This is a genomic window from Nocardioides thalensis (assembly GCF_013410655.1).
Taxonomy (GTDB): domain Bacteria; phylum Actinomycetota; class Actinomycetes; order Propionibacteriales; family Nocardioidaceae; genus Nocardioides; species Nocardioides thalensis.
Genome location: NZ_JACCFP010000001.1, coordinates 1,829,859 through 1,856,058, shown reverse-complemented (window position 1 = coordinate 1,856,058; position 26,200 = coordinate 1,829,859). Strand labels below are relative to the sequence as shown.

Annotated in this window: 23 protein-coding genes; 12 read left to right on the top strand and 11 right to left on the bottom strand. The window is 71.4% G+C overall.

Annotated features, from left to right (window positions below; all coding sequences use genetic code 11):
- The first annotated feature begins 44 nt into the window (after positions 1-44).
- Positions 45-1,565, top strand: coding sequence for an ATP-dependent DNA ligase (locus tag HNR19_RS09095; protein ID WP_179667617.1), 1,521 nt, complete (start codon positions 45-47; stop codon positions 1,563-1,565).
- A gap of 62 nt (positions 1,566-1,627) precedes the next feature.
- Complete coding sequence (locus HNR19_RS09090; protein ID WP_179667616.1) at positions 1,628-2,338, top strand: TetR/AcrR family transcriptional regulator; 711 nt, start codon at positions 1,628-1,630, stop codon at positions 2,336-2,338.
- 241 nt (positions 2,339-2,579) lie between these two features.
- Here HNR19_RS09090 and HNR19_RS09085 read toward each other — a convergent pair whose 3' ends face one another.
- The gene (locus HNR19_RS09085) at positions 2,580-3,860 is read right to left on the bottom strand and encodes an acetyl-CoA C-acetyltransferase (RefSeq protein ID WP_179667615.1); all 1,281 of its coding nucleotides are present in this window, start codon (positions 3,858-3,860) and stop codon (positions 2,580-2,582) included.
- Between the two features lie 98 nt (positions 3,861-3,958).
- On the opposite strand from HNR19_RS09085, the gene HNR19_RS09080 reads away from it, so the two are divergent.
- Together HNR19_RS09080 and HNR19_RS09075 are read left to right on the top strand one after the other, a co-directional pair.
- The gene (locus HNR19_RS09080) at positions 3,959-5,293 is read left to right on the top strand and encodes a 3-oxoacyl-ACP reductase (protein WP_179667614.1); all 1,335 of its coding nucleotides are present in this window, start codon (positions 3,959-3,961) and stop codon (positions 5,291-5,293) included.
- 2 nt (positions 5,294-5,295) lie between these two features.
- Entirely contained in the window at positions 5,296-6,141 is an 846-nt protein-coding gene (locus tag HNR19_RS09075; protein ID WP_179667613.1) for a MaoC family dehydratase, read from the top strand.
- 243 nt (positions 6,142-6,384) lie between these two features.
- On the opposite strand, the gene HNR19_RS09070 is transcribed toward HNR19_RS09075, so the two are convergent.
- The 5 genes from HNR19_RS09070 to HNR19_RS09050 form a co-directional block, all read right to left on the bottom strand.
- Positions 6,385-7,236 (bottom strand): acyl-CoA thioesterase domain-containing protein, encoded by an 852-nt coding sequence (locus tag HNR19_RS09070; protein WP_179667612.1) that lies wholly within the window; start codon positions 7,234-7,236, stop codon positions 6,385-6,387.
- On the bottom strand, positions 7,233-8,198 hold the full coding sequence (locus HNR19_RS09065; protein WP_343047119.1) for a PAC2 family protein: 966 nt from the start codon (positions 8,196-8,198) through the stop codon (positions 7,233-7,235). Before HNR19_RS09065 ends, HNR19_RS09070 begins: the two co-directional genes overlap by 4 nt.
- A gap of 64 nt (positions 8,199-8,262) precedes the next feature.
- Positions 8,263-10,197 (bottom strand): 1-deoxy-D-xylulose-5-phosphate synthase, encoded by a 1,935-nt coding sequence (dxs, locus tag HNR19_RS09060; RefSeq protein ID WP_179667611.1) that lies wholly within the window; start codon positions 10,195-10,197, stop codon positions 8,263-8,265.
- 18 nt (positions 10,198-10,215) lie between these two features.
- Positions 10,216-11,148: an SMP-30/gluconolactonase/LRE family protein gene (locus HNR19_RS09055; RefSeq protein WP_179667610.1), complete on the bottom strand. Its 933-nt coding sequence runs from the start codon at positions 11,146-11,148 to the stop codon at positions 10,216-10,218.
- A complete protein-coding gene (locus HNR19_RS09050; protein ID WP_179667609.1) occupies positions 11,145-11,573 on the bottom strand; it encodes an NUDIX domain-containing protein in 429 nt (142 codons plus the stop codon). Before HNR19_RS09050 ends, HNR19_RS09055 begins: the two co-directional genes overlap by 4 nt.
- A 69-nt stretch (positions 11,574-11,642) precedes the next feature.
- Here HNR19_RS09050 and HNR19_RS09045 point away from each other — a divergent pair, with 69 nt between their 5' ends.
- Positions 11,643-11,960 (top strand): thiamine-binding protein, encoded by a 318-nt coding sequence (locus tag HNR19_RS09045; RefSeq protein WP_179667608.1) that lies wholly within the window; start codon positions 11,643-11,645, stop codon positions 11,958-11,960.
- 118 nt (positions 11,961-12,078) lie between these two features.
- A complete protein-coding gene (locus HNR19_RS09040) occupies positions 12,079-12,681 on the top strand; it encodes a DUF3105 domain-containing protein (RefSeq protein WP_179667607.1) in 603 nt (200 codons plus the stop codon).
- A gap of 6 nt (positions 12,682-12,687) precedes the next feature.
- On the opposite strand, the gene HNR19_RS09035 is transcribed toward HNR19_RS09040, so the two are convergent.
- Both HNR19_RS09035 and HNR19_RS09030 read right to left on the bottom strand, forming a co-directional pair.
- Complete coding sequence (locus tag HNR19_RS09035; RefSeq protein WP_179667606.1) at positions 12,688-13,347, bottom strand: hypothetical protein; 660 nt, start codon at positions 13,345-13,347, stop codon at positions 12,688-12,690.
- Positions 13,348-13,415: 68 nt separating this feature from the next.
- Positions 13,416-16,229 (bottom strand): aconitate hydratase, encoded by a 2,814-nt coding sequence (locus HNR19_RS09030; protein WP_179667605.1) that lies wholly within the window; start codon positions 16,227-16,229, stop codon positions 13,416-13,418.
- Between the two features lie 171 nt (positions 16,230-16,400).
- On the opposite strand from HNR19_RS09030, the gene HNR19_RS09025 reads away from it, so the two are divergent.
- Genes HNR19_RS09025 through HNR19_RS09015 form a run of 3 tightly spaced genes read left to right on the top strand, consistent with a single transcriptional unit; the run spans position 16,401 to position 18,993 of the window.
- A complete protein-coding gene (locus HNR19_RS09025; RefSeq protein WP_179667604.1) occupies positions 16,401-17,210 on the top strand; it encodes an ABC transporter permease in 810 nt (269 codons plus the stop codon).
- On the top strand, positions 17,203-18,024 hold the full coding sequence (locus HNR19_RS09020; RefSeq protein WP_179667603.1) for an ABC-2 family transporter protein: 822 nt from the start codon (positions 17,203-17,205) through the stop codon (positions 18,022-18,024). Before HNR19_RS09025 ends, HNR19_RS09020 begins: the two co-directional genes overlap by 8 nt.
- A gap of 3 nt (positions 18,025-18,027) precedes the next feature.
- Positions 18,028-18,993, top strand: a complete 966-nt coding sequence (locus tag HNR19_RS09015) for an ABC transporter ATP-binding protein (RefSeq protein ID WP_179667602.1) — start codon at positions 18,028-18,030, stop codon at positions 18,991-18,993.
- A 10-nt stretch (positions 18,994-19,003) separates the two neighbouring features.
- Here HNR19_RS09015 and HNR19_RS09010 read toward each other — a convergent pair whose 3' ends face one another.
- Positions 19,004-20,881, bottom strand: coding sequence for an ABC transporter ATP-binding protein (locus HNR19_RS09010; RefSeq protein WP_179667601.1), 1,878 nt, complete (start codon positions 20,879-20,881; stop codon positions 19,004-19,006).
- Between the two features lie 125 nt (positions 20,882-21,006).
- On the opposite strand from HNR19_RS09010, the gene HNR19_RS09005 reads away from it, so the two are divergent.
- Positions 21,007-21,582 (top strand): dihydrofolate reductase family protein, encoded by a 576-nt coding sequence (locus HNR19_RS09005; RefSeq protein WP_179667600.1) that lies wholly within the window; start codon positions 21,007-21,009, stop codon positions 21,580-21,582.
- Between the two features lie 9 nt (positions 21,583-21,591).
- Here the strand turns inward: HNR19_RS09005 and HNR19_RS09000 are convergent, their stop codons facing one another.
- A complete protein-coding gene (locus HNR19_RS09000) occupies positions 21,592-22,746 on the bottom strand; it encodes a TRAM domain-containing protein (RefSeq protein WP_179667599.1) in 1,155 nt (384 codons plus the stop codon).
- Positions 22,743-24,785, bottom strand: a complete 2,043-nt coding sequence (locus tag HNR19_RS08995) for an amino acid permease (RefSeq protein WP_179667598.1) — start codon at positions 24,783-24,785, stop codon at positions 22,743-22,745. The genes HNR19_RS09000 and HNR19_RS08995 overlap by 4 nt, the downstream gene beginning before the upstream one ends.
- Before the next feature lie 88 nt (positions 24,786-24,873).
- Here HNR19_RS08995 and HNR19_RS08990 point away from each other — a divergent pair, with 88 nt between their 5' ends.
- A complete protein-coding gene (locus HNR19_RS08990; RefSeq protein WP_218910568.1) occupies positions 24,874-25,521 on the top strand; it encodes a potassium channel family protein in 648 nt (215 codons plus the stop codon).
- Position 25,522: 1 nt separating this feature from the next.
- The gene (locus HNR19_RS08985; protein ID WP_179667596.1) at positions 25,523-26,197 is read left to right on the top strand and encodes a potassium channel family protein; all 675 of its coding nucleotides are present in this window, start codon (positions 25,523-25,525) and stop codon (positions 26,195-26,197) included.
- The last annotated feature ends 3 nt before the right edge of the window (positions 26,198-26,200 follow it).

Genomic DNA, 26,200 nt, shown 5'->3' with positions numbered 1-26,200 from the left:
CTCGCCCTTCCCCGGCTGTCGGCACGGCCTGACACGATCACCCCATGCTTCTCGGTGACCTCGTGGCGACGTCCGCCGCCGTGGCCGCGACGCGCTCGCGCAAGGAGAAGACGCGGCTCATCGCCGACCTGCTGCTGGCGTCCGAGCCCGACGAGCGGCCGCTGGTGGCCCCCTACCTCGCCGGCAGGCTGCGGCAGCGCCGTACCGGACTCGGCTGGCGGGGCCTGCGCGAGCTCCCGGACCCCGCGGCGGAGCCCTCGCTGACCGTCGCCGAGGTCGACGCCGGGTTCGAGGCGTTGTCACTCCTCGCCGGCGCCGGATCGGTCGCCGCCCGGTCGGCGGCGATGGCCGAGCTGTTCGGCCGGGCGACCGCCGACGAGCAGGCGTGGCTCCGCGCCGTCGCGCTCGGGGAGGTCCGGCAGGGCGCGTCCGACGCGCTGGTGATCGAGGCGCTGGCCCAGGCGGCCGACGTCCCGCTGGCGGCCGTACGTCGCGCCGCGATGCTCGCCGGGGGCGCCACCTACGCCGTGGCGCCCGCGTTCGAGGGCGTCGAGGCGCTCGCGGAGGTCGGGCTCACCGTCGGACGGCCCGTGCTGCCGATGCTCGCCTCGTCGGCCGCTGACCTGCCCACGGCCCTGGGCGGGTTCGCCGACCGCGAGGTGGCCGTCGACGCCAAGCTCGACGGCATCCGCGTGCAGGTCCACCGCAGCGGCGACGAGGTGCAGGTGGTGACGCGCAGCCTCGACGACATCACAGCCCGGCTGCCCGAGGTGGTCGACGTGGTGCTCGGGCTCGCGGCCGACCGGTTGATCCTCGACGGCGAGGCGCTCGCGCTCGACGAGTCCGGGCGTCCGCGGCCGTTCCAGGAGACGGCGGCGCGCACGGCGACGAGCGGCGACGGGCTGGCGGCGGTCACGCCGTACTTCTTCGACGTGCTCCACGTCGACGGCCGCGACCTCCACGAGCAGCCCGCCCACGAGCGGTGGGCCGCACTCGAGGCGCTGGTGCCCGAGCAGCACCGCGTCCCGCGGTGGAGAGGCACGGCGACCGCGGCCGACGCGGCACAGGAGTTCACCGAGCGGGTGCTGGCCGACGGCCACGAGGGCGTGGTCGTCAAGGACGCCGCGGCGGCCTACGAGGCGGGCCGGCGCGGGGCCGCGTGGGTGAAGGTCAAGCCGGTCCACACGCTCGACCTCGTCGTGCTCGCGGTCGAGTGGGGCTCGGGCCGGCGCAAGGGCTGGCTCTCCAACATCCACCTCGGCGCGCGCGACCCCGACTCCCCCACCGGTTTCACGATGCTCGGCAAGACGTTCAAGGGCATGACCGACGCGATGCTCGCCTGGCAGACCGAGCGCTTCCTCGGCCTGGCGACCGGTCCGACCGACGGCTGGGTCGTGGAGCTGCGTCCCGAGCAGGTGGTCGAGATCGCGTTCGACGGCCTCCAGCGCAGCAGCCGCTATCCCGGCGGGCTGGCGCTGCGGTTCGCCCGGGTCGTGCGCTACCGCGACGACAAGTCGGCCGACGAGGCCGACTCCATGGAGACGCTGCGGTCCCTGGTGCGCTGACCGTCCTGCGTGTCGTGTCACACTTGTGCAACTCCGAGTTACATCTCTCGTAGAGTGGCGGCATGACGAGTACCACCGAGCGGACCGGGAAGGTCGACGGTCGCCGCAAGGCCGCCGCCGCCCGCCGTCGGGCCCGGGAGGCGCAGATCATCGCCGCGACCCGTGAGCTCTTCGACGCCAAGGGCGTCCGCGACGTCCAGATCGAGGAGATCGCCAGCGCCGTCGGCATCAACCGCGCGATCGTCTACCGCCACTTCACCGGCAAGGAGGAGCTCTTCGCGCTCACCCTCGTCGGCTACCTCGACGAGCTCCGCGAGACGGTCCAGGCCGCCTCCGCGGACGCCGAGTCGCCCCGCGACGCGCTGGCGGCGATGGTTGGCGCGTTCGTCGACTACGGCGTCGCGCACCCGGCGTTCGTCGACTGCGCGCAGGCGCTGATGGTGCGTCCCGGCGACGAGCTCCTCGACGAGATCTCCGAGGGCGCCCTGTTCCGCCTCGGCCGCGGCATCACCTCGTGCCTCACGATCTTCTCCGACACCCTCGCCCGCGGGGTCGAGGAGGGCGCGTTCGCCCTCGACGACGACCCCGTGCTGCTCGCCAACACCCTCTACGCCAGCGGTCTCGGCGCACTCCAGCTCGCCCGCCTCGGGATCCTGGTGCACGAGTCGGCGCCGGGCGTCCCCACCGTCGGCCAGATCTCCCCCGAGCAGGTCCGCCGCTACCTGGTGACCTCCGCCCTCGCCCTGGTCACCCCCGCCCCCCGCTCCGCCTGACAAACCCCCGGGTGCCGACCGCGGCGCGCGGCGGCGGTCCCAGGTGCCCGCTCCCGGCGATTTCGCGACGACGCGCCGGCGCCCCGAGCCGAGCGGCGGGCGACCCCAGAGCGCCGTCGCGCGGCGGAGCGAGCAAGCCGGGAGTGGGTGGCTGGGGCCGCCGCCGCACTCCCCGGCATCGGCAAGTACGACGAGAGGCCGCCCCACACGGGACGGCCTCTCACCAGCAACCTACGAAGGCTCAGGCCTCCATGATCGCGACGACACCCATGCCGCCCGCGGCGCAGACCGAGATCAGCCCGCGGCCGCCACCGTTGGCCTTGAGCAGCTTCGCGGTGTTGGCGACGATCCGCCCACCGGTCGCGGCGAACGGGTGGCCCGCGGCCAGCGAGGAGCCCTTCACGTTGAGCTTCGACCGGTCGATCGAGCCCAGCGGGGCGTCGAGACCGAGGCGCTCCTTGCAGAACACCGGGCTCTCCCAGGCCGCGAGGGTCGAGAGCACCTGCGACGCGAACGCCTCGTGGATCTCGTAGAAGTCGAAGTCCTGGAGGGTGAGGCCGTTGCGCTCCAGCAGCCGCGGCACGGCGTACGCCGGGGCCATCAGCAGGCCCTCCTTGCCGTTGACGAAGTCGACCGCGGCGACCTCGGAGTCGACGAAGTAGGCGAGCGGCTCGAGGCCGTGCTCCTGGGCCCACTCCTCCGACGAGAGCAGCACCGCGGACGCGCCGTCGGTCAGTGGCGTCGAGTTGGCCGCGGTCATCGTGGCCGCCTCGCCCTTGCCGAACACGGGCTTGAGCTTGGCGAGCTTCTCCAGCGAGGAGTCGGCGCGCAGGTTGTTGTCGCGCTCGAGGCCGCGGAACGGGGTGATCAGGTCGTCCTGCCAGCCCTCGTCGTAGGACTTTGCGAGGTTGTGGTGCGAGGTGACGGCCAGCTCGTCCTGGGCCTCGCGGGTGATCTGCCACTCGAGCGCGGTGAGCGCCTGGTGCTCGCCCATCGACAGCTTGGTGCGCGGCTCGCCGTTGGACGGGATCGCGAGGCCGATGTCGCCGGGGCGGATCGCGCCGAGGGCGAGGATCTTGTCCTTGGTCGTCTTCTTGTTGTTGACCGCGATGAGCTTCTTGCGGAGCTTCTCCGAGATCGCGATCGGCGCGTCCGACGTGGTGTCGGTGCCGCCGCCGATGCCGGACTCGATCTGGCCCAGCGCGATCTTGTTGGCGAGGTAGTTGACCGCCTGGAGGCCGGTGCCGCAGGCCTGCTGCAGGTCGACGCCGGGGGTCTCCGGGGCGAGCTTGGTGCCGAGCACCGACTCGCGGACCAGGTTGAAGTCACGGGCGTGCTTGAGCACGGCGCCACCGGCGACCTCGCCGATGCGCTCGCCCTCGAGCCCGAAGCGCGACACCAGGCCGTCGAGGGCCGCGGTGAACATCTCCTGGTTGGAGGCGGTGGCGTAGGGGCCGTTGGAGCGAGCGAAGGGAATCCGGTTGCCGCCCAGAACGGCGACCCGACGAACAGTGTTTGCCATGCCGTCCATCCTCACGCGGAACCGGGCTCCAGAGAACACTTTGAGGGCCAGATCACGAAATGTGGACTCCGAGTTACACATCTAGTTACATGGCCACCATGACTGACAAGTACCAGGGCTTCGTCTCGACCCCGATCGGCAAGCTCCTCGTCAAGAACCTCGGCCTCCCGAACCCGACCAAGCTGGAGCGGTACTCGGCGGGCGACCCGCTCGTCCAGGGCACGGTCCTGGTCGGCGGTCGCGGCCGGCTGGCCGACGAGCTCCCCGGTCTGCTCGACGCGCTGGGCATCGCCTCGGCCCGCACGCAGAGCGAGGGCGAGAAGTACAAGGGCCTGGTGTTCGACGCGACCGGCCTCACCTCGGCGGACCAGCTGGTCGAGCTCCAGGAGTTCTTCACCCCGGTGATGCGCAGCCTCGAGACCTGCGCCCGGGTCCTCGTCATCGGCACCCCGCCCGAGCTGGTCAAGGGCGGCGAGAGGGTCGCCCAGCGCGCGCTCGAGGGCTTCACCCGCAGCCTCGGCAAGGAGATCGGCAAGGGCGGCACCGTCCAGCTGGTCTACGTGGCCGACGGCTACGAGGGCTCCGCGCTCTCGACCCTCGGCTTCTTCCTCAGCCCGAAGTCGGCGTACGTCTCGGGCCAGGTCGTCCGGGTCGGCACGCACAAGGAGAAGAAGGCGGCCGACGTCAGCGACTGGACCGCTCCCCTGGCCGGCAAGGTCGCCTTCGTGACCGGCGCCAGCCGCGGCATCGGCGAGGAGATCGCCCGGGTGCTGCACCGTGACGGTGCCACGGTCGTCGGTCTCGACGTGCCGCAGGCGGCCGACGACCTGCAGAAGGTCATGAAGGAGATCGACGGCGACTGGCTGACGCTGGACATCACCGCCTCCGACGCGCCGCAGCGGATCGCCCACCACCTCAGGGAGAAGCACGGCGGCGTCGACGTCGTCGTCCACAACGCGGGCGTCACGATGGACAAGAAGCTCGCCAACCAGAACCCCGACCGCTTCGGCAAGGTCCTCGAGATCAACCTCGAGGCGCCGGAGAAGATCACCGCCGAGCTGCTCGAGCAGGGGGTCATCAACCCCAACGGCCGGATCATCGGCGTGGCCTCGATCGCCGGCATCGCCGGCAACCTGGGCCAGACGTCGTACGCCGCCTCGAAGGCCGGCGTGATCGGCTTCGTCGACAGCCTCGCCGACGAGCTCAAGGACGGGATCACGATCAACGCGGTCGCGCCGGGCTTCATCATCACCCAGATGACCGCCGCCGTACCGTTCGCCACCCGCGAGGTCGGCCAGCGGCTCAACGCGATGTCGCAGGGCGGCCTGCCGGTCGACGTCGCCGAGACGATCGCCTGGTACGCCAACCCGGCGTCCTCCGGCGTCAACGGCAACGTGGTCCGCGTCTGCGGCCAGATGATGCTGGGCGCCTGATCATGGCTCTCCCCGTCATGGTGAAGGCGGCCCTGCCGGCCGTCCCGGGCGTCAACCTGCTGCCCGGCATCCGCAAGACCGGCGGCGACCTGCCGACCACGGAGCTGCGCCGCGACGACGTCGTGGTGGAGCGCGCCCAGGTCGACCGGTACGCCGAGACGTGCGGCTTCCCGATCAAGGACGTCGCGCCGGTCCCCTACCTGCACATGCTGGCGTTCCCCCTGCACATGCAGCTGATGACCGACTCGTCGTTCCCGTTCCCGGCGATCGGCTCGGTGCACCTGGAGAACACGATCTCCCAGCACCGTCCGGTGGCCATCGGCGAGACCGTGTCACTGTCGCTGAAGGCCGAGAACCTGCGCCTGACCACCAAGGGCAAGGCGTGGGACATGAACGTCGTCGGCACCGTCGGCGACGAGGTGGTCTGGGAGTCGAAGTCGACCTACCTCCGCGTCGGCACGGGCGACAAGGACAACGGTGACAAGGGCATGCAGCTCGCAACGGTGGACCCGAGCGGCCTGACCTGGCGGCTCCCCGAGGACCTGGGCCGCAAGTACGGCGCGGTGTCGGGCGACCGCAACCCGATCCACCTCTACCCGATCACCGCGAAGGCGCTCGGCTTCCCGCGACACATCGCCCACGGCATGTGGACCAAGGCCCGCTGCATCGCCGCCCTGGAGAACCGCCTCCCGGACGCGGTGAAGGTCGAGGTGGCCTTCAAGAAGCCGGTCTTCCTGCCGGGCACCGTCGCGTTCGGCACCGAGGAGACCGCCACCGGCTGGGACTTCGGCCTGTTCAACCCCAAGAACGGCGCCCCCCACCTCCTCGGCCGGACCAGCAGCATCTAGCAAGAGCAACACACAGTCCCAGCCGGGGCCGGGGAGCGAAGCGACCGACGGCACCGGGTAGCCGAGTCGGCAGAAACTTGCGAGCGCGTCAGCGCGCCGCGAGGTTCAAGTGAACCCGTGCGAGCGAGTTTCTGCCGACTCGGCGGGCGCTGCTTGCCAACTTCTGCCGACTCGGCGGGCGCTGCTTGCCAATTTCTGCCGACTCGGCGCCTTCCCGGCGCCAGCTTCTGCCGACTCGCGCCTTCACGGGAGCGGGCGGATCAACCCCTCCTGGGCGACCGTCGCGACAAGCGTGCCGTCCTGGGTGAACACCCGCCCCAGAGACAAACCGCGGGCGCCGCCGGCCGAGGGCGACCACTGGTCGTAGAGCCACCACTCGTCGGCCCGGAACGGCCGGTGGAACCAGATCGTGTGGTCGAGCGAGGCCATCTGCACCTTGCCCGGGTCGGCGCCATGAGCCGCGAGCGCCGCACCCAGCAGCGACACGTCGCTGGCATAGGTGAACGTGGCGAGGTGCTCCATCGGGTCGTCGGAGAGCCGGCCGTCGATGCGGATCCACAGCAGCGTCTTCGAGGGCCGGTCGCGGTCCTCCTCCAGCCCGTAGGAGGAGTTGCCGAGCCAGCGCACGTCGAGGGCGGCCCACTCCTTGCTCAGCCCGTCGTCGGCGCCGCGCTCCTTCATCAGGTCGACGAGGTCGAGCCCCTCCTCCGGCGGCTTGACCTCCGGCATCCGGTCCTGGTGCTCGAACCCGTCCTCCACCTTCTGGAAGTTGAGGGTCTGGTAGTAGATCGGCCGCCCGTGCTGGCGCGCGACGACGCGCCGGGTCAGGAACGACTTACCGTCCCGGATCCGCTCGACGTCGTAGATGATCGGCACCTTGTAGTCGCCGGGCAGCAGGAAGTACGAGTGCAGCGAGTGCACGTGGAACTCCGGGTCCACCGTGCGGGTGGCGGCGATCAGCGACTGCGCGGCCACCTGCCCGCCGTAGACCCGCTGCCGGATCGTGTCGGGCTGCCGGCCGCGGAACAGGTCGACGTCGAGCTGCTCGAGGTCGAGCAGCGCCACCAGCTCGCGGGTCGCCTGGGCCTCGCTCACCGCTCGCCTCCGGTTCTGTCGTCGCCGTCCGGCCCCTCGAGGCCGGCCAGGAACTGCTCGAACTGCCGCCCGAGGTCCTCGCCGGTCGGGAGCGGCGTCTCCTCGGCCAGCAGGCTGGAGCCGGACTCCTCGGCGCGCTCGAACGCGTCGTACTGCTGCTCGAGCGCGGCCACCACGTCGCTGACCTCGCTGTTGGCCGCGAGGTAGCGGGCGATCTCCTCGTCGCGCTCCTCCGAGACCGCCCGCAGGGCGGACAGGTCGATGGTGAGCCGGCCGGCGAGCTCCACCTGCTCGAGCAGCGCGATCGAGGCCCGGGGGTAGTCCAGCTGGGCGAGGTAGTGCGGCACGTGCGCGACGAAGCCGAGCGCGTCGTGGCCCCACTCACCGAGGCGCACCTCGAGCAGGGCCTGCGCGCTGCTCGGGATCCGCAGCTCGCCGCGCCAGGGGCTGGCGCCGGTGAGCAGCTCGGGGTTGTTGGCGTGGTGGGTGATCGCGATCGCCCGGGTGTGCGGCACCGCCATCGGCACGGCGCCCATGCCGACGACCAGCCCGACGTCGAAGCGGTCGACGACCTCCTTGACCGCGCGGCAGAACGCCTCCCACCGGATGTCGGGCTCCGGCCCGTGCAGCAGGAGGTACGGCGTGCCGCCCACGTCGTGCAGCAGCCGCACCACGAGCCGCGGGGCGTCGTAGGCCTCGTAGTGGTCGCGGACGAACGACATCGGGGGCCGGCGCGCGCGGTAGTCGTGCAGCTGGTCGACGTCGAAGGTGGCGACGACGACGCCGCCGCCCGGCGCGCCCTCGGCGACCAGGTGGCGGCACGCCACGGCACCGGCGTTGCCGGCGTCGAGGAAACCGTCGAGCGCCACCACCAGGGTGGGCCGCTCCACACCGTCGAGCTCCGGCACGGCGTCGACGATGTGGACCAGTCGAGGCGAGGCGGGAGGTGGAGGCACGGTCACGCAACCAACACTAGTGGGGCGTCATTCCCGGCCCGACGGCGCTCGGGTGCCGCGCCGACCGGGCTCAGCGAGGGCCGTCGACGTCGAGCAGCGCCCGGCCGGCAACGTCGGCGGTCCCGTGGTCCTCGGCCGTCACGTGGTGGAGGCCGTCGAGGGCGATCGCCTGCGCGGAGAGCCCCACCCGCTCCAGGATGACGGCGCGCTTCGCGTGGTCGAGGAACTCCTGCGGGATGCCGTGCAGCCGGACCGGCGTGCGCACGCCGGCCGCCGCGAAGGTCTGGAGCAGCACCGAGCCGACGCCGCCGACGATGCCGTTGTCCTCGATCGTCACGACGAGCCGGTGCTCGCGGGCGAGCTCGACGAGCGCGGGGTCGACCGGCTTGACCCAGCGCGGGTCGACGACGGTGACCCCGACGCCCTGGTCGGAGAGCCGCGCGGCCACGTCGACGGCCGTGGTGGCCATGGCGCCGACCGCGACGACGAGCACGTCGCGCGACCCCTCGCGGACGAGCACGTCGATGTTCCCGTAGTCGCCGGCGATCTGGTCCACGGCCGGCACGTCCTCGGGCGGCGGGCCCTTCGGGAACCGCACCACGGTCGGTGCGTCGGCGACCTCGACGGCCTCGTCGAGCAGCTCGCGCATCCGCGTCACGTCGCGCGGAGCGGCGAGCCGCAGGCCGGGCACGACCTGGAGGATCGACATGTCCCACATGCCGTTGTGGCTGGCGCCGTCGTCGCCGGTCACGCCGGACCGGTCGAGCACGAACGTCACGCCGCACTCGTGCAGGGCGACATCCATCAGCACCTGGTCGAACGCGCGGTTGAGGAACGTCGCATAGACGGCCACCACCGGGTGCAGCCCGCCGATCGCGAGGCCCGCGGCGGAGGTGGCCGCGTGCTGCTCGGCGATGCCGACGTCGAAGGTGCGCTCGGGGAACCGGGCCTCGAACTTGTCGAGGCCGACCGGGTGCATCATCGCGGCGGTGATCGCGACGACGTCGGGCCGGCGGGCGCCGATGTCGACGATGTGGTCGGCGAAGTGGTCGGTCCAGATGCGGCCCTTGGGCTTCTCGGCACCGGTCTGCACGTCGAACGGGCCGGGCGCGTGGAACTGGTCGGCCTCGTGCCGCTCGGCGGGGTCGTAACCGAAGCCCTTCCGCGTCATCGCGTGCACGATCACCGGGCCGCCGAACTTCTTGGCCTGCTCGAGCGCGTGCTCGACGGCTCCGCGGTCGTGGCCGTCGATGGGGCCGACGTACTTCAGGCCGAGGTCCTCGAACAGCCCCTGCGGGGCGACGGCGTCCTTGATGCCCTTCTTCATGGCGTGCAGCGCGTCGTAGGCCGCGGGCCCGACGCCGGGCACGGCGTTGAGGCGCTTCTTGACCAGGTCGAGCACCTGCTCGTAGCGCGGGTTGGTGCGCAGCCCGGCGAGCGCGGTGGCGAGGCCCCCGATCGTGGGCGTGTAGGAGCGGCCGTTGTCGTTGACGACGATGACCAGCTTGGAGTCCTTGGCGATCGCGATGTTGTTGAGGGCCTCCCACGCCATGCCCCCGGTCAGCGCGCCGTCGCCGATGACGGCGACGGTGTGGCGGTCCTCACCTCGGATCCGGAACGCCTTGGCGATGCCGTCGGCGTACGACAGGGCGGTGGAGGCGTGGGAGTTCTCGACCAGGTCGTGCGGCGACTCCGCGCGGCTGGGGTAGCCGCTGATGCCGCCCTCGCGGCGCAGCGTGCCGAAGTCGGGATACCGGCCGGTCACGAGCTTGTGGACGTAGGCCTGGTGGCCGGTGTCGAAGACGACCTTGTCGGTCGGCGAGTCGAAGACGCGGTGGATCGCCAGCGTGAGCTCGACGACGCCCAGGTTGGGACCCAGGTGGCCGCTGTTGGTCGCGACGGTGCGGATCAGCACGTCGCGGATCTCCGCGGCGAGGGTCGTCAGCTCGTCCTCGGAGAGGGTGCGCAGGTCGCGCGGCGAGGTGATCTGCTCCAGGACGGACATGCCCACCACCATAAGACGTCAGAGGTCGAGGACCGCGATCGCCGGCTCCTCCAGGCTCCCGACCCAGACCCGCCCGTCGTGCTCGCGGACGCCGGTGACCATGTGGAAGTCGGCGCCGTGGTCGCGGGGGTCGACCTCAAGGTCGTGCACCAGTGCCCCCGTGAGGTCGTAGGCCTGCACCCGGACCACCCGCTTCGGCTTCGGCTCGAGCCACTCGGGGAGCCGCGTCGCGACCCTGCGGACCAGCATCGGGCTCGCGTGCAGCCGCTCGACCATGGGGAGCAGCGGGCTGCCGAGGGCGACCCAGATCAGGCCGTCGCTCCCCCGCGCGATGTTGTCGGGATAGCCGGGCAGGTCCCCACCCATCCGGTCGTGGCTGCCCGCGCGGTCGCCGGTGAGCCACACCCGGTTGAGCGCCCGGGTCGTCGACTCCGCGACGACGACGTAGGACTCGTCCGCCGCGAGCGCGACGCCGTTCGCGAACGCGAGGCCTTCGAGGACGGTGGAGATGGTGCCGTCGGGGTCGCGGCGCAGCAGCCGTCCGGTGCGCGCGACCTCGATGAAGTCGGCCTTCCAGCGGTCGAGCGGTCGCGTCGAGGAGTCGCTGAACCAGATCGTGCCGTCGCCGGCCACCGCGGCGTTGTTGCACACGACGATCGGGCGCCCGTCCGCCTCGGTCGCGAGCACCTCGATCGCCCCGCTCGCGGGGTCCACCCGGAGCAGGCCGCGCTGCGAGTCGCACACGAGGAGCGCGCCGTCGACGTACTCGATGCCGAGCGGGCGGCCGCCGGTGTCGGCGACCCGGTCGACCTTCGCTCCGTCCGGCGAGACCCGCCAGATCTCGCCATCGACGGTGCCGGTGAAGACGCAGCCCGCGTGGGGGCCGTCGGTGGCGACGACGACGTCCTCGGTGCCGTAGCCGGGGACGGGGATCACGGTCAGCTTGGTCACGTCGTCAGGCTCCTGTAGAGGTCGGACTCGAGGAAGGTCGGTACGGCGAGCTCGGCCGACCGCGACTTCGGGAGCGCCCGCGCGGCCGCCGGCTCGACGAACACGATCTGCCGGCCCTCGTGGCACGCGACGTCGGCGTCGGTGAGGTCGGTCGCGGCGGCGTAGACCCGCACCGGGTCGCGGGTGCCGTAGGCCTCGTGGAAGACCTCGAGCTCGCGCCACAGCGTGAGCGCCGGCGGCGCGAGCACGATGCCGGTCTCTTCGGCGAGCTCGCGGTAGGCGGCGGGCTCGAAGTCCTCACCGTCGTCGACGTGCCCGCCGACCATGCCCCAGCGGTCCGGGTCGATCAGCGCGTGCTCGTCGCGCTCCTGGAGCAGCAGCCACCCGCGCCGGTCGACGAGGATCACGCAGGCGAACCGGTGCACGCGGCCACCGTAGCGGTCGCGGGCGAGCGGCCGTCGCGGCGCCACCCCGGCCCGGATAGCGTTGGCGGCATGCTCGCCGCCTTCTCCATCTCCCCCACCGGCGCCGCCGCCGACGACACCGGCTCGGTGGCCGAGGCAGTCGCCGCGGCCGTGCGCGTCGTCCGGGAATCGGGCCTCCCCAACGAGACCAATGCGATGTTCACCAACATCGAGGGCGAGTGGGACGAGGTGATGGCCGTGGTGAAGCGGGCCGTCGACGCGGTCGCGGCCGTCTCGCCCCGCGTGGGCCTGGTGCTGAAGGCCGACGTCCGCCCGGGCTACACCGGCCAGCTCACGGCGAAGGTCGAGCGGATCGAGCAGCAGCTCGCCGCGAGCGGCGACGCCTGACATGTCCTCCCCGCCTCCTCCGCCTCCCCCGCCGCCGGGCGGCCTGTACCCCCCGCCGTACCAGCCGTACGGCGCACCCCCGCCGCCCCCGCCGCGGAAGAGCCGGACCCTGCCGATCGTGCTCGCAGTGGTGGCCGCCCTGGTGCTCGTCGCGGCCGCGGTCGCCGTCCCGCTGGTGCTGTCGGGCGAGGACGACCTCGACCACCAAGCGTCCGACCCAGGGTCGCCGTCGCAGGAGTCGGAGGAGGACGTCGACACGAGCAACCTCGACCTGGTGGAGGAGTACGACGGCCTCGACCCCACCCACGTGCCGGGCGACGTCGACTACCCGCAGTCCCCGCCGGTCGGCGGCAACCACGCCCCCGAGTGGCTGGAGTGCGGGGTCTACGACGTGCCGGTGCGCGAGGAGAACGTGGTGCACGACCTCGAGCACGGCACCACCTGGCTCACCTACCGGGAGGACCTCGTCGACGCCGACGGGGTCGAGCAGCTCGTGGCGCAGCTCCCCGACAACGGGATCCTGTCGCCGTACCCCGACCAGGAGGCACCGGTCGTGATCACGTCGTGGGGCCGCCAGCTCGAGCTCACCGGGCCCGACGACCCGCGGATCGGCCTGTTCGTCGCGGAGTACGGCGCCGGCGAGACCGCGCCGGAGCCGTTCGCGTCGTGCAACGGCGGGCTCACCGACCCCGAGGGCTCGCGGGCGGGCACGGACGTCTGACGGTGCTCAGAAGACCGCGTAGTCGCCCTGGGTGATGAAGAACCCGTGGCTGCCGTCGACGCAGGTGACCCCGATCGACTCGACGGCGCAGGTCACTCCCCCGGCCTCGACGACGCCGGACGGCTGGACGACCGGCGCGCCCGGCTCGCGGATCGTGTCGGTGTTGCACTCCGGCTCGGCGCCGCGGTCGCTCAGCGTGACGCGGCCGACGAAGTCGCTGGGCGCGTTGCCGCAGACCGGTGGGTCCTTGACCATGCCCACCGAGAGCTCGCACGAGGACGGGATGAACTCGTGCTGGAGCACGCAGTAGACGACGTCGCCCGGCGTGGAGAACCGCTTCGAGGTGGTGTGGGAGCCGTCCACCCCGGCGGCCTCGATGTGCGCGAGGGCCTCGTCGTAGGTCTCCGGCGCGCGTGCCAGGTCGACCTCGGGCTCGTCGCTCTCGGTCGGCGGCGCCACCGAGACGGTGTGCGAGGTGGTCGGCGACTCCGGTGACTCGGCCGTCTCGGTCGGGGTCGCCGACTCGCTCGGCTCGTCGCTGGCCGTCTCCGTCGCCGACTCGGACGCGGTGGGAGTGCCCACCGCCTCGGGCGCCTCGTCGTCCCCACAGCCCGCCGTCAGCCCGACGATCGCGAGCAGCGCCGCCGTACCCATCAGTCTCCGCATGGGGCACATCGTGGCAAACGGCCCGCCCTCCGTTGCGGAGGACGGGCCGTTCGCGGGTCTCGACCGGGTCAGCCCTTGAGGAGGCCCCGCAGCACGTACTGCATGATGCCGCCGTTGCGGTAGTAGTTCGCCTCGCCCGGGGTGTCGATCCGGACGGTCGCGTCGAACTCGACGTCGCCGGCCTTGACCTTGACCGTCTTCGGCGTGGTGCCCTCGTTGAGCGCGGTGATGCCGGTGATCGAGAAGGTCTCCTCACCGGTGAGACCCAGCGACTCGGCGTTCTCGCCCGCGGGGAACTGCAGCGGGATGACGCCCATGCCGATCAGGTTCGAGCGGTGGATGCGCTCGTAGGACTCGGCGATGACGGCCTTGACGCCCAGCAGCGAGGTGCCCTTGGCCGCCCAGTCACGCGACGAGCCGGAGCCGTACTCCTTGCCCGCCAGCACGACCAGCGGGATGCCCTGCTCCTGGTAGTTCACCGAGGCGTCGTAGACGCTGGTGACCTCGCCGCCGGCGGTGAAGTCGCGGGTGAAGCCGCCCTCGGTGCCCGGCGCGATCTGGTTGCGCAGGCGGATGTTGGCGAACGTGCCGCGGATCATGACCTCGTGGTTGCCGCGGCGCGAGCCGTAGGAGTTGAAGTCGCGCTGCTCGACGCCGTTCTCCGAGAGGTACTTGCCCGCGGGCGAGTCCTTCTTGATCGCACCGGCCGGGCTGATGTGGTCGGTGGTGACCGAGTCGCCGAGCTTGAGCAGCACCCGGGCGCCCTCGATGTCGGTGACCGGCGCGGGCTCGTCGGGCATGCCGTCGAAGTACGGCGCCTTGCGGACGTACGTCGAGTCCGGGTCCCACTCGAACGTGTTGCCCTCCGGCGTGGGCAGCGACCGCCAGCGGTCGTCGCCGGCGAACACGTCGGAGTAGGACGAGGTGAACATGTCGGAGGAGATCGCCGAGGCGATGGTCTCCTCCACCTCCTGCGGCGAGGGCCAGATGTCCTTGAGGAACACGTCGTTGCCGTCGCTGTCCTGGCCCAGCGGGTCGTTGAACAGGTCGAGGTCCATCGACCCGGCCAGCGCGTAGGCGACCACGAGCGGCGGCGACGCCAGGTAGTTCATCTTGATGTCGGGGTTGATCCGACCCTCGAAGTTGCGGTTGCCCGAGAGCACGGACACGACGGCGAGGTCGTTCTCCTGCACGGCCGCCGACACCTCGGGGATGAGCGGGCCGGAGTTGCCGATGCAGGTGACGCAGCCGTAGCCCACCAGGTTGAAGCCGAGCTTGTCGAGGTACGGCGTGAGGCCGGCGCGCTCGTAGTAGTCGGAGACGACCTTCGAGCCCGGAGCCAGCGTGGACTTCACCCACGGCTTGCGCTGGAGGCCCTTCTCGACGGCCTTCTTCGCGAGCAGCGCTGCGCCGATCATCACGGACGGGTTGGACGTGTTGGTGCACGACGTGATCGACGCGATGGTCACTGCGCCGTGGTCGAGCGTGAACGTCGTGCCGTCCTCGAGGGTGACGTCGATCGGGTTGGAGGCCCGACCGCCGTCAGCCGTGGCGACCGCGGCCAGGTCGGCCGGGGCGGCCTCGCCGTTGGACTGGTTGGGGTCGTGCGACGGGGCGTCGGAGCCCGGGAACGACTCGGCGACGGCCTCGTCGTAGCCCTTCTGGTCCTGCGGCTCGCCGGCGTAGTCGACGAGCGCCGCGCGGAAGGAGCTCTTCGCGTCGGCCAGCTGCACCCGGTCCTGCGGGCGCTTGGGGCCGGCGATCGACGGCACGACCGTGGACAGGTCGAGCTCGAGCTTCTCGGAGTAGCGCGGCTCCGCGTCGGGGTCGAGCCACAGGCCCTGCGCCTTGGCGTAGGCCTCGACCAGGGCGAGCTGCTCGTCGGACCGGCCGGTGAGGCGCAGGTAGTTGACGGTCTCGTCGTCGATCGGGAAGACCGCGATCGTCGAGCCGAACTCCGGCGACATGTTGCCGATCGTGGCGCGGTTGGCCAGCGGCAGTGCGGAGACGCCGGCGCCGTAGAACTCGACGAACTTGCCGACCACACCGTGCTTGCGGAGCATCTCGGTGATCGTCAGCACCAGGTCGGTGGCGGTCGAGCCCTCGGGCAGGTCTCCCGTCAGCTTGAAGCCGACCACGCGCGGGATGAGCATCGAGACCGGCTGGCCGAGCATCGCGGCCTCGGCCTCGATGCCGCCGACGCCCCAGCCGACGACGCCGAGGCCGTTGACCATGGTGGTGTGCGAGTCGGTGCCGACGCAGGTGTCGGGGTAGGCCTGGAGCACGCCGTCGACCTCGCGGGTGAACGCGACCCGCGCGAGGTGCTCGATGTTGACCTGGTGGACGATGCCGGTGCCCGGCGGGACGACCTTGAAGTCGTCGAAGGCGCCCTGGCCCCAGCGGAGGAACTGGTAGCGCTCGCGGTTGCGCTCGTACTCGATCTCGACGTTGCGCTCGAACGCCTCCGGGTTGCCGAAGACGTCGGCGATCACGGAGTGGTCGATGACCATCTCGGCGGGCGCGAGCGGGTTGATCTTCGAGGCGTCGCCACCGAGCTCGGCCATCGCCTCGCGCATCGTGGCCAGGTCGACCACGCAGGGCACGCCCGTGAAGTCCTGCATGATCACGCGCGCCGGCGTGAACTGGATCTCCTTGTCGGGCTCGGCGTCCGCGTCCCAGCCGGCCAGCGCCTTGATGTCGTCGGCGGTGATGTCGGCGCCGTCCTCGGTGCGGAGGAGGTTCTCGAGGAGAACCTTCAGCGAGAACGGCAGGGACGCGACGTCCAGGCCCTCACCGGTCACCGCGTCGAGGCGGAAGATCTCGTAGGACTTGCCGTCCACGTCCAGGTTGCTCTTGGCGCCGAAGCTGTCCTTGCTGGCCATCCGCGTCTCCGTCCTCTTCGACTCGTGTCGACTGCTCGTGTGCGCTCGGGATTGGTCGGTTCCCCATCCTGCCGCCGCTGGAGGGCGGCGGGATAGTGAGGCGAACCTAAGTCGCGCGAGCGGTTTATCTTGATATCAAGATACCACATCCCGGGATAGCCTTCGGCACCTATGCGCGCGACGACGAGGACCTACTGGCGGCTCCTCGTCGCAGGGTTCCGGAGGCAGTCGGCCTACCTGCTGGCGGCCTTCGGCGGCCTGGTCGCCAACACCACGTTCGGCCTGCTCAAGGTGGTGCTGCTGTTCGCGACCGTCGAGGCCGCCGGCGGCGAGCTGCAGGGGTACGACGTCGCGCTGATGAGCACCTACATCTGGGTGTCGCAGGGGCTGCTCGGCTCGGTCAACCTGTTCGGCCGGATCGACATCGCCGAGCGGATCAAGGACGGCGACGTCGCCGTCGACTTCCTGCGCCCGCTCGACGTGCAGGGTGCCGCCATCACGACCGAGGTCGGCAAGTCGCTCTTCGCCCTGATCCCCCGCGGCATCCCGTCCTTCCTGATCGGCCTGGTGGCGGTCGGGATGGCTGCGCCGGACAGCCCTCTCGCCTACCCGCTCGGCGCCGTGAGCATCCTGCTCGGCATCGTCCTCGCCTCGGCGACCGTGTACCTACTGGTTGCCGCGCCGGGCTTCTGGCTGGTCGAGACGCGCGGCCTGCAGATCCTCTACATGGCGGTGTCGGGGTTCCTCGCCGGTCTCTACGTGCCGATCTGGCTCTTCCCCGGCTGGCTCGAGGCGATCGCCGAGGCGACGCCGTTCCCGTCGATGCTGATGTATCCGGTCGACATCGTCTCGGGCCGCGCGGACGTCGGCGAGTCGCTGCTGCTCATCGCGGTCCAGGTCGGCTGGCTCGCGGGCGTCGTACTTCTCGGCCAGCTGCTGACCCGCGCCGGGCGGCACCACTTGGAGGTGCAGGGTGGCTGACCTGACGGTGACCGGCTCGCGGCTGCGCCCCTACCGGGCCGTGCTCGCCTCGCGCGCCCGCTCCCAGACCTCCTACCGCGCGAGCTTCGCGCTCGACCTGCTCAGCTCCCTGCTGATCGGCGTGATCGAGCTGGTCGAGGTGTGGATCCTCTTCCACAACGTCGTCGAGCTCGGCGGGCTGGAGTTCGAGCACGTGCTGCTGGTGTTCGGCATCGCCGAGCTCTGCTTCTGCCTCGCCGACGTCTCGTTCGGGCACTGCGACCAGCTGCCGACGTACCTCCGCGCGGGGACCCTCGACGTCTTCTACCTGCGACCCCAGCCCCTGCTGCTCCAGCTGGTCACGAGCGAGATCTCCCTGCGCCGGCTCGCCCGCGCGGCCGTCGCCGCCACGGCTCTGGTGGTGGCGCTCGTGGTCAACGAGATCGCGTGGGGCCCGGCGGACGTGCTGCTGCTCGTCGTGGCGCTGGCGAGCGGCTACGCGACGTTCGCAGCGATGTTCGTGTGGGCGGCCGGGATGCAGTTCTTCCTCATCGAGGGCGCCGAGACCACCAACGCGTTCGTGTACGGCGGCCGCTACGCCGCCACCCAGCCGGCGTCGGTGTGGAGCCGGCCGCTGTGGGCCGTGTTCGGGTTCTTCTTCCCGATGGCGTTCACCGCGTTCCTCCCGGCGCTCACCCTGCTCGGCCTCGACGACGTGGTCGGCCTGCCCGGATGGGCGGGCTGGTGCGCTCCGCTCGCGGCCGTGTGGACGTGGCTGCTCGCGCTCGGCAGCTGGCACATCGGCGTACGGCACTACCAAGGAGGCGGTGGCTGAGACATGGCTGACCCGACCGACCCGATCATCGAGACCAGCGGCCTGGGCCGCGACTTCCGCGTGCGCGACGGGCTGCGCCGGCGTACGGTCACCGCCGTCGAGGATCTGACCGTGCGGGTCGCCGCCGGTGAGGCGGTCGGCTACATCGGCGCCAACGGCGCCGGGAAGTCGACCACGATCAAGATGCTGACCGGCATCCTGGTGCCGACGCGGGGAACGGTCACGACGTGCGGACTGCGCCCCGTGCCCGATCGGCGTCGGCTCGCCCGCGAGGTGGGGGTCGTCTTCGGCCAGCGCTCGCAGCTGTGGTGGGACCTGCCGGTGCGCGAGTCGTTCCGGATCCTCGCCGCGATCCACGACCTCTCGGCCGCCGCCGAGCGCGACCGGACCGACGAGCTGGTCGACCGCCTCGAGATGGCGGAGTTCCTCGGCACGCCGGTGCGGCAGCTCTCGCTCGGCCAGCGGATGCGTGCCGAGGTCGCGGCCGCGCTGCTCCACTCCCCCCGGCTGGTGATCCTCGACGAGCCGACGATCGGCCTCGACGTTCTGTCGAAGCAACGGTTGCGCGAGTTCCTCGTCGCCGAACGCCGCGCCCACGGCACGACGCTGCTCCTCACCACCCACGACATGGGCGACGTCGAGCGGCTGTGCGACCGGATCCTCGTGATCGACCGCGGCCGCCTCGCCTACGACGGCGACCTCATCGGCCTCTCGCGCACCGTTGGCGCCGAGCGCGTGCTGGTCGTCGACCTCGCCGAGGCCGCCGGCGACCTCACCGGCATCCCCGACACCCGGCACCTCGCCTCGGAGGGCAACGGCCTCCGGCAGCGGCTCGCGTTCGACGCCGAGCACACCACCGCCGCTCGGGTGCTCGCCGCGGTCTCCGAGCACGCCGAGGTGCTCGACCTCACCGTCGAGGAGCCGGACATCGAGGACGTCGTACGCCGGATCTACGCGGCGCGCCGCTGACGCTGCCGGCTCAGGCGGGCGCGGGGGCGTCCTCGGCGAACTGGGTGCGGTAGAGCTCCTCGTAGCGGCCGCCCGCTGCGAGCAGGGCGCTGTGGGTGCCGCGCTCGACGATCCGGCCGTCCTCGACCACCACGATGAGGTCGGCCGCGCGGACGGTCGAGAGCCGGTGCGCGATCACCAGCGCCGTACGGCCGGCGAGCGCCTCCGCGAGCGCCGCCTGCACCGCCGCCTCGGACGTCGAGTCCAGCGAGGCCGTCGCCTCGTCGAGGATCACCACCCGCGGCTGCTTCAGCAGCAGCCGCGCGATCGTGAGCCGCTGCCGCTCGCCGCCGGACAGCCGGTAGCCGCGCTCACCGACCACGGTGTCGAGTCCGTCGGGCAGCGAGGACACCAGGTCGGCGAGCCGGGCGCGCGCCAACGCCTCCCACAGGTCGTCCTCGGTCGCCTCGGGCCGCGCGAGCAGCAGGTTGCCGCGGATCGTGTCGTGGAAGAGGTGCCCGTCCTGGGTGACCATCCCGACCGCGCCGCGGATCGACGCGGCGGTCAGGTCGCGCACGTCCACGCCGGCCAGGCGGACAGCGCCGGCGTCGACGTCGTAGAGCCGCGACACCAGCTGCGCGATGGTCGACTTGCCCGCTCCCGAGGAGCCGACCAGGGCGACGATCTGTCCCGGCTCGGCGCGCAGCGAGATGCCGTGGAGCACCTCCTCGCCGCCACGGGTGTCGAGGGTGGCCACCGCCTCCAGCGATGCGAGCGAGACCTTGTCGGCCGACGGGTAGGCGAACCGGACGTCGTCGAACTCGACCGACACCGGCCCGTCGGGCAGCGGCCGGGCGTCCGGTCGGTCGGCGATCAGCGGCTCGAGGTCGAGCACCTCGAAGACCCGCTCGAAGCTCACGAGCGCGCTCATCACCTCGACCCGGGCACTGGCCAGGGCGGTCAGCGGTGCGTAGAGCCGCGTCAGCAGCAACGAGAGGGCGACGACGTCGCCGGCGTCGAGCGTGCCCTGAAGGGCGAGGCTGCCGCCGAGGCCGTAGACGACCGCGACCGCGAGCGCGGAGACCAGCGTCAACGCAGTGACGAACGTCGTCTGCACCATCGCGATCCGGACGCCGATCTCGGCCACTCGCTCCGCCCGGGCGGCGAACTGGACCGACTCCTCCTCCGGACGGCCGAACAGCTTGACCAGGGTGGCGCCGGGCGCCGAGAACCGCTCGGTCATCTGGTTGCCCATCGCCGCGTTGTGGTCGGCGGCCTCGCGCTGGATGCCCGCCAGCCGGCGGCCCATCCGCCGCGCGGGCACCACGAAGACCGGCAGCAGCACGAGCGCGAGCAACGTCACCTGCCAGGAGATGCCGAGCATCACCACCAGCGTGAGCACCAGGGTCACCAGGTTGCCGACCACGCCGGAGAGGGTCTGGCTGAACGCGCGCTGGGCACCGATCACATCGTTGTTGAGCCGGCTCACCAGCGCACCGGTGCGGGTCCGGCTGAAGAACGCCACCGGCATCCGCTGCACGTGGTCGAAGACCGCCGTGCGCAGATCGAGGATCAGGCCCTCGCCGATCCGTGAGGACAGCCAGCGGCCAAGCAGACCGAGCGCCGCGTCGAGCACCGCGAGGCCAGCGATCGCGAGGGCCAGCCGGGTCACGACGGCCCGCTGGTCGCTCGCGACGATGGCGTTGACGACCTCGCCGGCCAGGACCGGGGTGGCGACCGCGAGGCCCGAGGTGACGATGCTCAGCACGACGAACCCGACGAGCTGGCGCCGGTGCGGGCGCGCGAAGCGCAGGATCCGCCGCGCGGTCGGGCCGCTGAACGCCCGTCGCTCGTCAGGCGCGTGCATCCCGCGGTAGACCTGGCTCCAGGCGATCGACTCCATGCTCATGTCGCCGACCGTAGAACCTCAAGCCGACATGAGGGCAAGGCGAGACTCGTCCTGCCGGGCTGTCGTATCCGTCCGGCCTCGTTCGTGGTGAGGTTGGCAAGCGCCCACCGACCAAGGAGAAACCCATGCGCACCCTGATCTACACGGCCTTCATCTCCCTCGACGGCGTCGTCCAGGCTCCCGGCCCGGACCCCGACTACCCCAACGGCGGCTGGACCTTCCAGGACATCGACTTCGTCCCGGAGGTCTACGAGCTCAAGGGCCGCGAGCAGGAGGAGGCCGCCGCGCTGATGCTCGGCCGCCGCAGCTACGAGATGTTCGCGCCGGTGTGGCCGTCGATGACCGAGGAGTTCCCGAAGTACAACGCGATGCCGAAGTACGTCGTGTCGACCACGCTCAAGGACGACGAGCTCGTCGACAACTGGGGCGACATCACCATCCTCCGCTCGATCGACGACGTCGCCGCGCTGAAGGAGACCGACGGCGGCCCGATCTCGGTGCACGCGAGCTCGGTCCTCGCGGGCAACCTGCAGGAGGCCGGCCTCATCGACCGCTACCACTTCCTCGTCTTCCCGGTCGTGCTCGGCAGCGGCCAGCGGCCGTGGAGCGACGCGGCGATGCCGAAGCAGCGGCTCGACCTCGTCGAGAGCGAGTCCTACGCCAACGGCGTGCAGAAGCTCTGCTACGAGGTCGTCCGCTGACGGTCGGAGCTAGGCGTGGCCCGGCTCCAGCCGGGCCACGCACTCGACGTGGTGCGTCATCGGGAAGAGGTCGAACGCGCGCAGGCCGGTGAGCCGGTAGCCGTGCTCGGCGAAGATCGCGACGTCGCGCGCCAGGGCGGCCGGGTCGCAGGCGACGTACGCGACCGCGCGCGGCCGGCGGTCGACGACCTGCTCCACCACCGCGCGCTTCGCGCCGGCCCGCGGCGGGTCGAGCACGACGAGGTCGAACGGCTCGTCGTACTGCGTCCGCAGCACGTCGCCGACGTCTCCGGCACTCGTCACGACGCCGGGCACGTTCCGCCTCGCCAGTCGTACGGCGCCCGCGTGCCCCTCGACCGCGACCACCCTGGCGTCGGGGCCGACGGCGTCCCGCAGGAAGCGGGAGAAGAGACCGACCCCCGCGTAGAGGTCGAGCGCCGACTCCCCCGGCTGCGGAGCGAGCGCCTCGAGCACCGCATCGACGAGGGCGGTGGCCGCGCCGGGGTGCACCTGCCAGAAGCCGCCGTCGGCGACGTCGAACTGCACGTCGTGCACCGCGGTCACCGGTCCGGTCGGCGCCTCGAGCAGGCACTCGTCGACCTCGATCACCTCGTGCGAGTGGTGCTTGCGCATGCCGCGGGCCCCGCCGGGGAGAGACACGTAGCGCTGCCGCGTCCGCCAACGCAGACCCTCGTCGTCACCCGGCACCGCCTCGACCTCGACGTCGACGTCCAGGCCGGCCAGGCGGCGCAGCTGCTCGCGCACGACGTCGGCCTTCAGCCGCCGTTGGGCGGGCAGCGCCACGTGCTGGAAGTCGCACCCGCCGCAGAGGCCCGGGCCGGCGAAGGGGCACGGCGCGGTCACGCGGTCCGGGGACGGCTCGAGGACCGCGACCGCGTCGCCCCGCCAGAACCGGTCGCCCTCGGTGCCCTCGGTGATCTCGACGGTCACGCGCTCGCCCGGCAGCGCGTGCCGCACGAACACGACGCGGGTCTCGTGACGGCCGTGGCCGGCCTCCTCGACCAGCGAGGGATCCACGGGGACGCGGGCGACGCAGTGGCCGCCGTGGGCGACCGCGCCGACCACCACGTCGTACCGCTGCCCGACCAGCGAGCGGCCGCGCGGCTTCCGCTGCCGGACCGGGCGTCGTGAGCGAGGCGTCACTTCGTGATCTGACGATCGTCGCCGTCGACCCGACCGGTGCGGAGGTCGCCGGAGCGCATCCAGGGCGCCTCCCGCTCCTCACGCTCGCGGGCCACCTGCGACGACCGGAGCTGGTAGGGCACCGAGGTGACCATCACCCCCGGCGTGAACAGCAGACGGCCCTTGAGCCGGAGCGCCGTCTGGTTGTGGAGCAGCTGCTCCCACCAGCGGCCGACGACGTACTCCGGGATGTAGACCGCGACAACACCGCGCGGGTTGGCCCGCCGGATCTCGCTCGCGTACTCGACGATCGGCCGCACGACCTCGCGGTAGGGCGAGTGCAGGACCTTGAGCGGCACGCCGGTGTTGCGCTCGTCCCACTCCTCCAGGAGCCGGGCGGTGTCCGCGGTGTCGACCGAGACGTAGACGCCCTCGAGCGCGTTGGGGCGGGTGGCCTTGGCGAAGGCGAGCGCGCGCAGCGTCGGCTTGTGCAGCTTCGAGACGAGCACGATCGCGTGCACGCGGGTGGGCAGCAGCTTGTCCTGCTCGTCGGCCGCGAGCTCGAGCGCGACGTTGTCGTAGTGGCGCTTGATGGAGACCATGATCAGGATGAACGCCGCCATGGCGATGACCGTGATCCACGCCCCCTGCACGAACTTCGTCAGCATCACCACGATGAGGACCGCGCCCGTGATCGCGAACCCGGTCCCGTTGACGACGCGCGCCCGCTGCATGCGCTTGCGCTCGACGGGGTCGCGCTCGGTCGACAGCAACCGCGTCCAGTGCTTGACCATGCCGAACTGGCTCAGCGTGAACGAGACGAAGACGCCGACGATGTAGAGCTGGATGAGGCGGGTGACCTCAGCGTCGAACGCGACGATCAGTGCGATCGCCATGCCGGTGAGGATGATGATGCCGTTGCTGTAGGCGAGCCGATCGCCCCGGGCGCCGAGCTGACGCGGAAGGAACCCGTCCTTGGCGAGGATCGAGCCCAGCACCGGGAAGCCGTTGAACGCCGTGTTCGACGCGAGCACCAGGATGATGCCGGTCGCGACGACCACCAGGTAGAAGCCCGGGGGGAAGTTGTCGAAGACGCCGTGGGCGATCTGCGCGATCAGCGTGTCCTGGTGGTAGTCCGCACCGACCGGGCTCCCGTCCTGGTTCACCAGGCGGTCCATGTCGTGCGGGTCGACGTACTTGACGTCCATCGCCCGGGCCAACGAGACCACGCTCATCATCAGCGTGATCGCGATCAGTCCGAGCAGCAGGAGCGTGGTCGCCGCGTTCCTGCTCTTGGGCCGCTGGAAGGCGGGGACTCCGTTCGAGATGGCCTCGACGCCGGTCAGCGCGGCACAGCCCGAGGAGAACGCGCGGGCCACCAGGAACACCAGCGCCAGCGTCGTGATGGTCCCGTCGTAGCCCTCGGTGGGGAGGATCTCGAACTCCGAGCTGGCCGCCTCGGGAAGGTTGCCGACGATCAGGCGGGCGAGACCCCACGCGCACATGCCACCGAGCGCGAACATGAAGAGGTACGCCGGGACGGCGAACGACGTGCCGGACTCGCGGACCCCCCGCAGGTTCATCAGGGCCAGCAGCAGGACGAGCACGAGCGCGACCAGGACCCGATGGTCCTCCAGCACGTCGACCGCCGAGGCGACGTACTGCGCCGCCGAGGACAGCGACACCGCGACCACCAGCACGTAGTCGACGATCAGCGCCGCCGCCACGGTGACCCCGGCCCTCGGGCCGAGGTTGACGGTGGCGATCTCGTAGTCCCCGCCGCCGGACGGGTAGGCGTGGACGTTGTAGCGGTAGGACGCCACCACGATCAGCATCACGACCGCGACGGCGAGCCCCACCCAGAGGGAGAACGAGTAGTAGGTCACCCCCGCGAGGGCGAGGATGATGAAGATCTCGTCGGGCGCGTACGCCACGGAGGAGAGCGCGTCACTGGCGAAAACGGGGAACGCGATGCGCTTCGGCAGCAGCGTCTCCCCCAGCTGAGCACTGCGGAGCTTGCGGCCGACCAGGATCCGTTTGGAGACGTCGCCGACACCCACGACAGGCAAGGCTAGGGCACACCCCTGCGCACTAGCGGCACGCGGGGTGAATCGTTGCTATAGCGTCTTCCCCGTGCACGTCGTGATCATGGGTTGTGGCCGCGTCGGCTCGACGTTGGCCCGGGGGCTCGAGGACCGCAACCACACCGTTGCGGTGATCGACAGCGACCCCGACGCGTTCCGGCGCCTCGGCCCGGGGTTCAACGGCGACAAGGTCGCCGGCATGGGCTTCGACCAGCAGGTGCTCGAGAAGGCCGGCATCCGCCGCGCCGACGCGTTCGCCGCCGTCTCGAGCGGCGACAACTCCAACATCATCGCGGCGCGGGTCGCGCGCGAGACGTTCGGCATCCAGCAGGTCGTGGCCCGGATCTACGACCCCGGCCGCGCCGAGGTCTACCAGCGGCTGGGCATCACCACGGTCGCGACGGTCAAGTGGACCGCCGACCAGGTCCTGCGCCGGCTCCTGCCCGCCGGCGCCGAGCCCGACTTCCGCGACCCGTCCGGCACGATCCGGCTCGACCACATCACGGTGCCCGAGGTCTGGGTCGGGTCCAGCGTCGGCGCCTACCAGGACCAGGCCCGCGCGCGCGTCGCCTGGATCGACCGGCTCGGCGAGGGCACGCTGCCGACCCGCGACAGCATCATGCAGGAGGGCGACATGCTCCACGTGGTGGTGCGCGAGGAGAACTCGGCACACGCCTACGAGGTGCTCAAGCGCGGACCGGAGGAGCACTGACATGAGGGTCGCGATTGCCGGGGCCGGCGCGGTCGGACGCTCGATCGCGAGCGAGCTGATCCAGAACGGCCACGAGGTCCTGCTCATCGACAAGCAGGCCTCCGCCATCAAGCCCGAGCGGGTGCCCGACGCCGAGTGGCTGCTCGCCGACAGCTGTGAGATGTCCTCCCTCGAGGAGGCGCGGCTCGACAAGTGCGACGTCGTCATCGCAGCGACCGGCGACGACAAGGCCAACCTGGTCACCGCGCTCCTGGCGAAGACCGAGTTCGGCGTGCCGCGCACCGTGGGTCGCGTCAACCACCCCAACAACGAGTGGCTGTTCACCGAGGCCTGGGGCGTCGACGTCAACGTGTCGACGCCGCGCATCATGTCCGCGCTCGTCGAGGAGGCGGTCAGCGTCGGCGACCTGGTGCGGCTGTTCACGTTCCGCCAGGGCAACGCCAACCTGGTCGAGATGACGCTCCCGGCGGACTCGCCGTACGTCGGAAAGCCGTCGGGGCTCATCCCGGTGCCCGACAACTGCGCCCTCGTCACGATCCTCCGCGACGGGCAGGTCTACGTGCCGACGCCCGAGCAGCCGGTCGAGTCCGGCGACGAGCTGCTGTTCGTCGTGCCCGCGGAGGCGGAGGACGAGCTCGAGCGGATCCTGGCGCCGGGCTCGCACCCGGAGGCCTAGGCG

Excerpts from the sequence above, each read along its gene's own strand:
- HNR19_RS09095 (WP_179667617.1), top strand. The coding sequence starts at position 45 with ATGCTTCTCGGTGACCTCGTGGCGACGTCCGCCGCCGTGGCCGCGACG.
- HNR19_RS09005 (WP_179667600.1), top strand. The coding sequence starts at position 21,007 with ATGCGCACCCTGATCTACACGGCCTTCATCTCCCTCGACGGCGTCGTC.
- HNR19_RS09010 (WP_179667601.1), bottom strand. The coding sequence starts at position 20,881 with ATGAGCATGGAGTCGATCGCCTGGAGCCAGGTCTACCGCGGGATGCAC.
- dxs (WP_179667611.1), bottom strand. The coding sequence starts at position 10,197 with ATGTCCGTCCTGGAGCAGATCACCTCGCCGCGCGACCTGCGCACCCTC.
- HNR19_RS09035 (WP_179667606.1), bottom strand. The coding sequence starts at position 13,347 with ATGCGGAGACTGATGGGTACGGCGGCGCTGCTCGCGATCGTCGGGCTG.
- HNR19_RS09045 (WP_179667608.1), top strand. The coding sequence starts at position 11,643 with ATGCTCGCCGCCTTCTCCATCTCCCCCACCGGCGCCGCCGCCGACGAC.
- HNR19_RS09030 (WP_179667605.1), bottom strand. The coding sequence starts at position 16,229 with ATGGCCAGCAAGGACAGCTTCGGCGCCAAGAGCAACCTGGACGTGGAC.
- HNR19_RS09090 (WP_179667616.1), top strand. The coding sequence starts at position 1,628 with ATGACGAGTACCACCGAGCGGACCGGGAAGGTCGACGGTCGCCGCAAG.
- HNR19_RS09080 (WP_179667614.1), top strand. The coding sequence starts at position 3,959 with ATGACTGACAAGTACCAGGGCTTCGTCTCGACCCCGATCGGCAAGCTC.
- HNR19_RS08985 (WP_179667596.1), top strand. The coding sequence starts at position 25,523 with ATGAGGGTCGCGATTGCCGGGGCCGGCGCGGTCGGACGCTCGATCGCG.
- HNR19_RS09085 (WP_179667615.1), bottom strand. The coding sequence starts at position 3,860 with ATGGCAAACACTGTTCGTCGGGTCGCCGTTCTGGGCGGCAACCGGATT.
- HNR19_RS08990 (WP_218910568.1), top strand. The coding sequence starts at position 24,874 with ATGGGTTGTGGCCGCGTCGGCTCGACGTTGGCCCGGGGGCTCGAGGAC.
- HNR19_RS09015 (WP_179667602.1), top strand. The coding sequence starts at position 18,028 with ATGGCTGACCCGACCGACCCGATCATCGAGACCAGCGGCCTGGGCCGC.
- HNR19_RS09075 (WP_179667613.1), top strand. The coding sequence starts at position 5,296 with ATGGCTCTCCCCGTCATGGTGAAGGCGGCCCTGCCGGCCGTCCCGGGC.
- HNR19_RS09025 (WP_179667604.1), top strand. The coding sequence starts at position 16,401 with ATGCGCGCGACGACGAGGACCTACTGGCGGCTCCTCGTCGCAGGGTTC.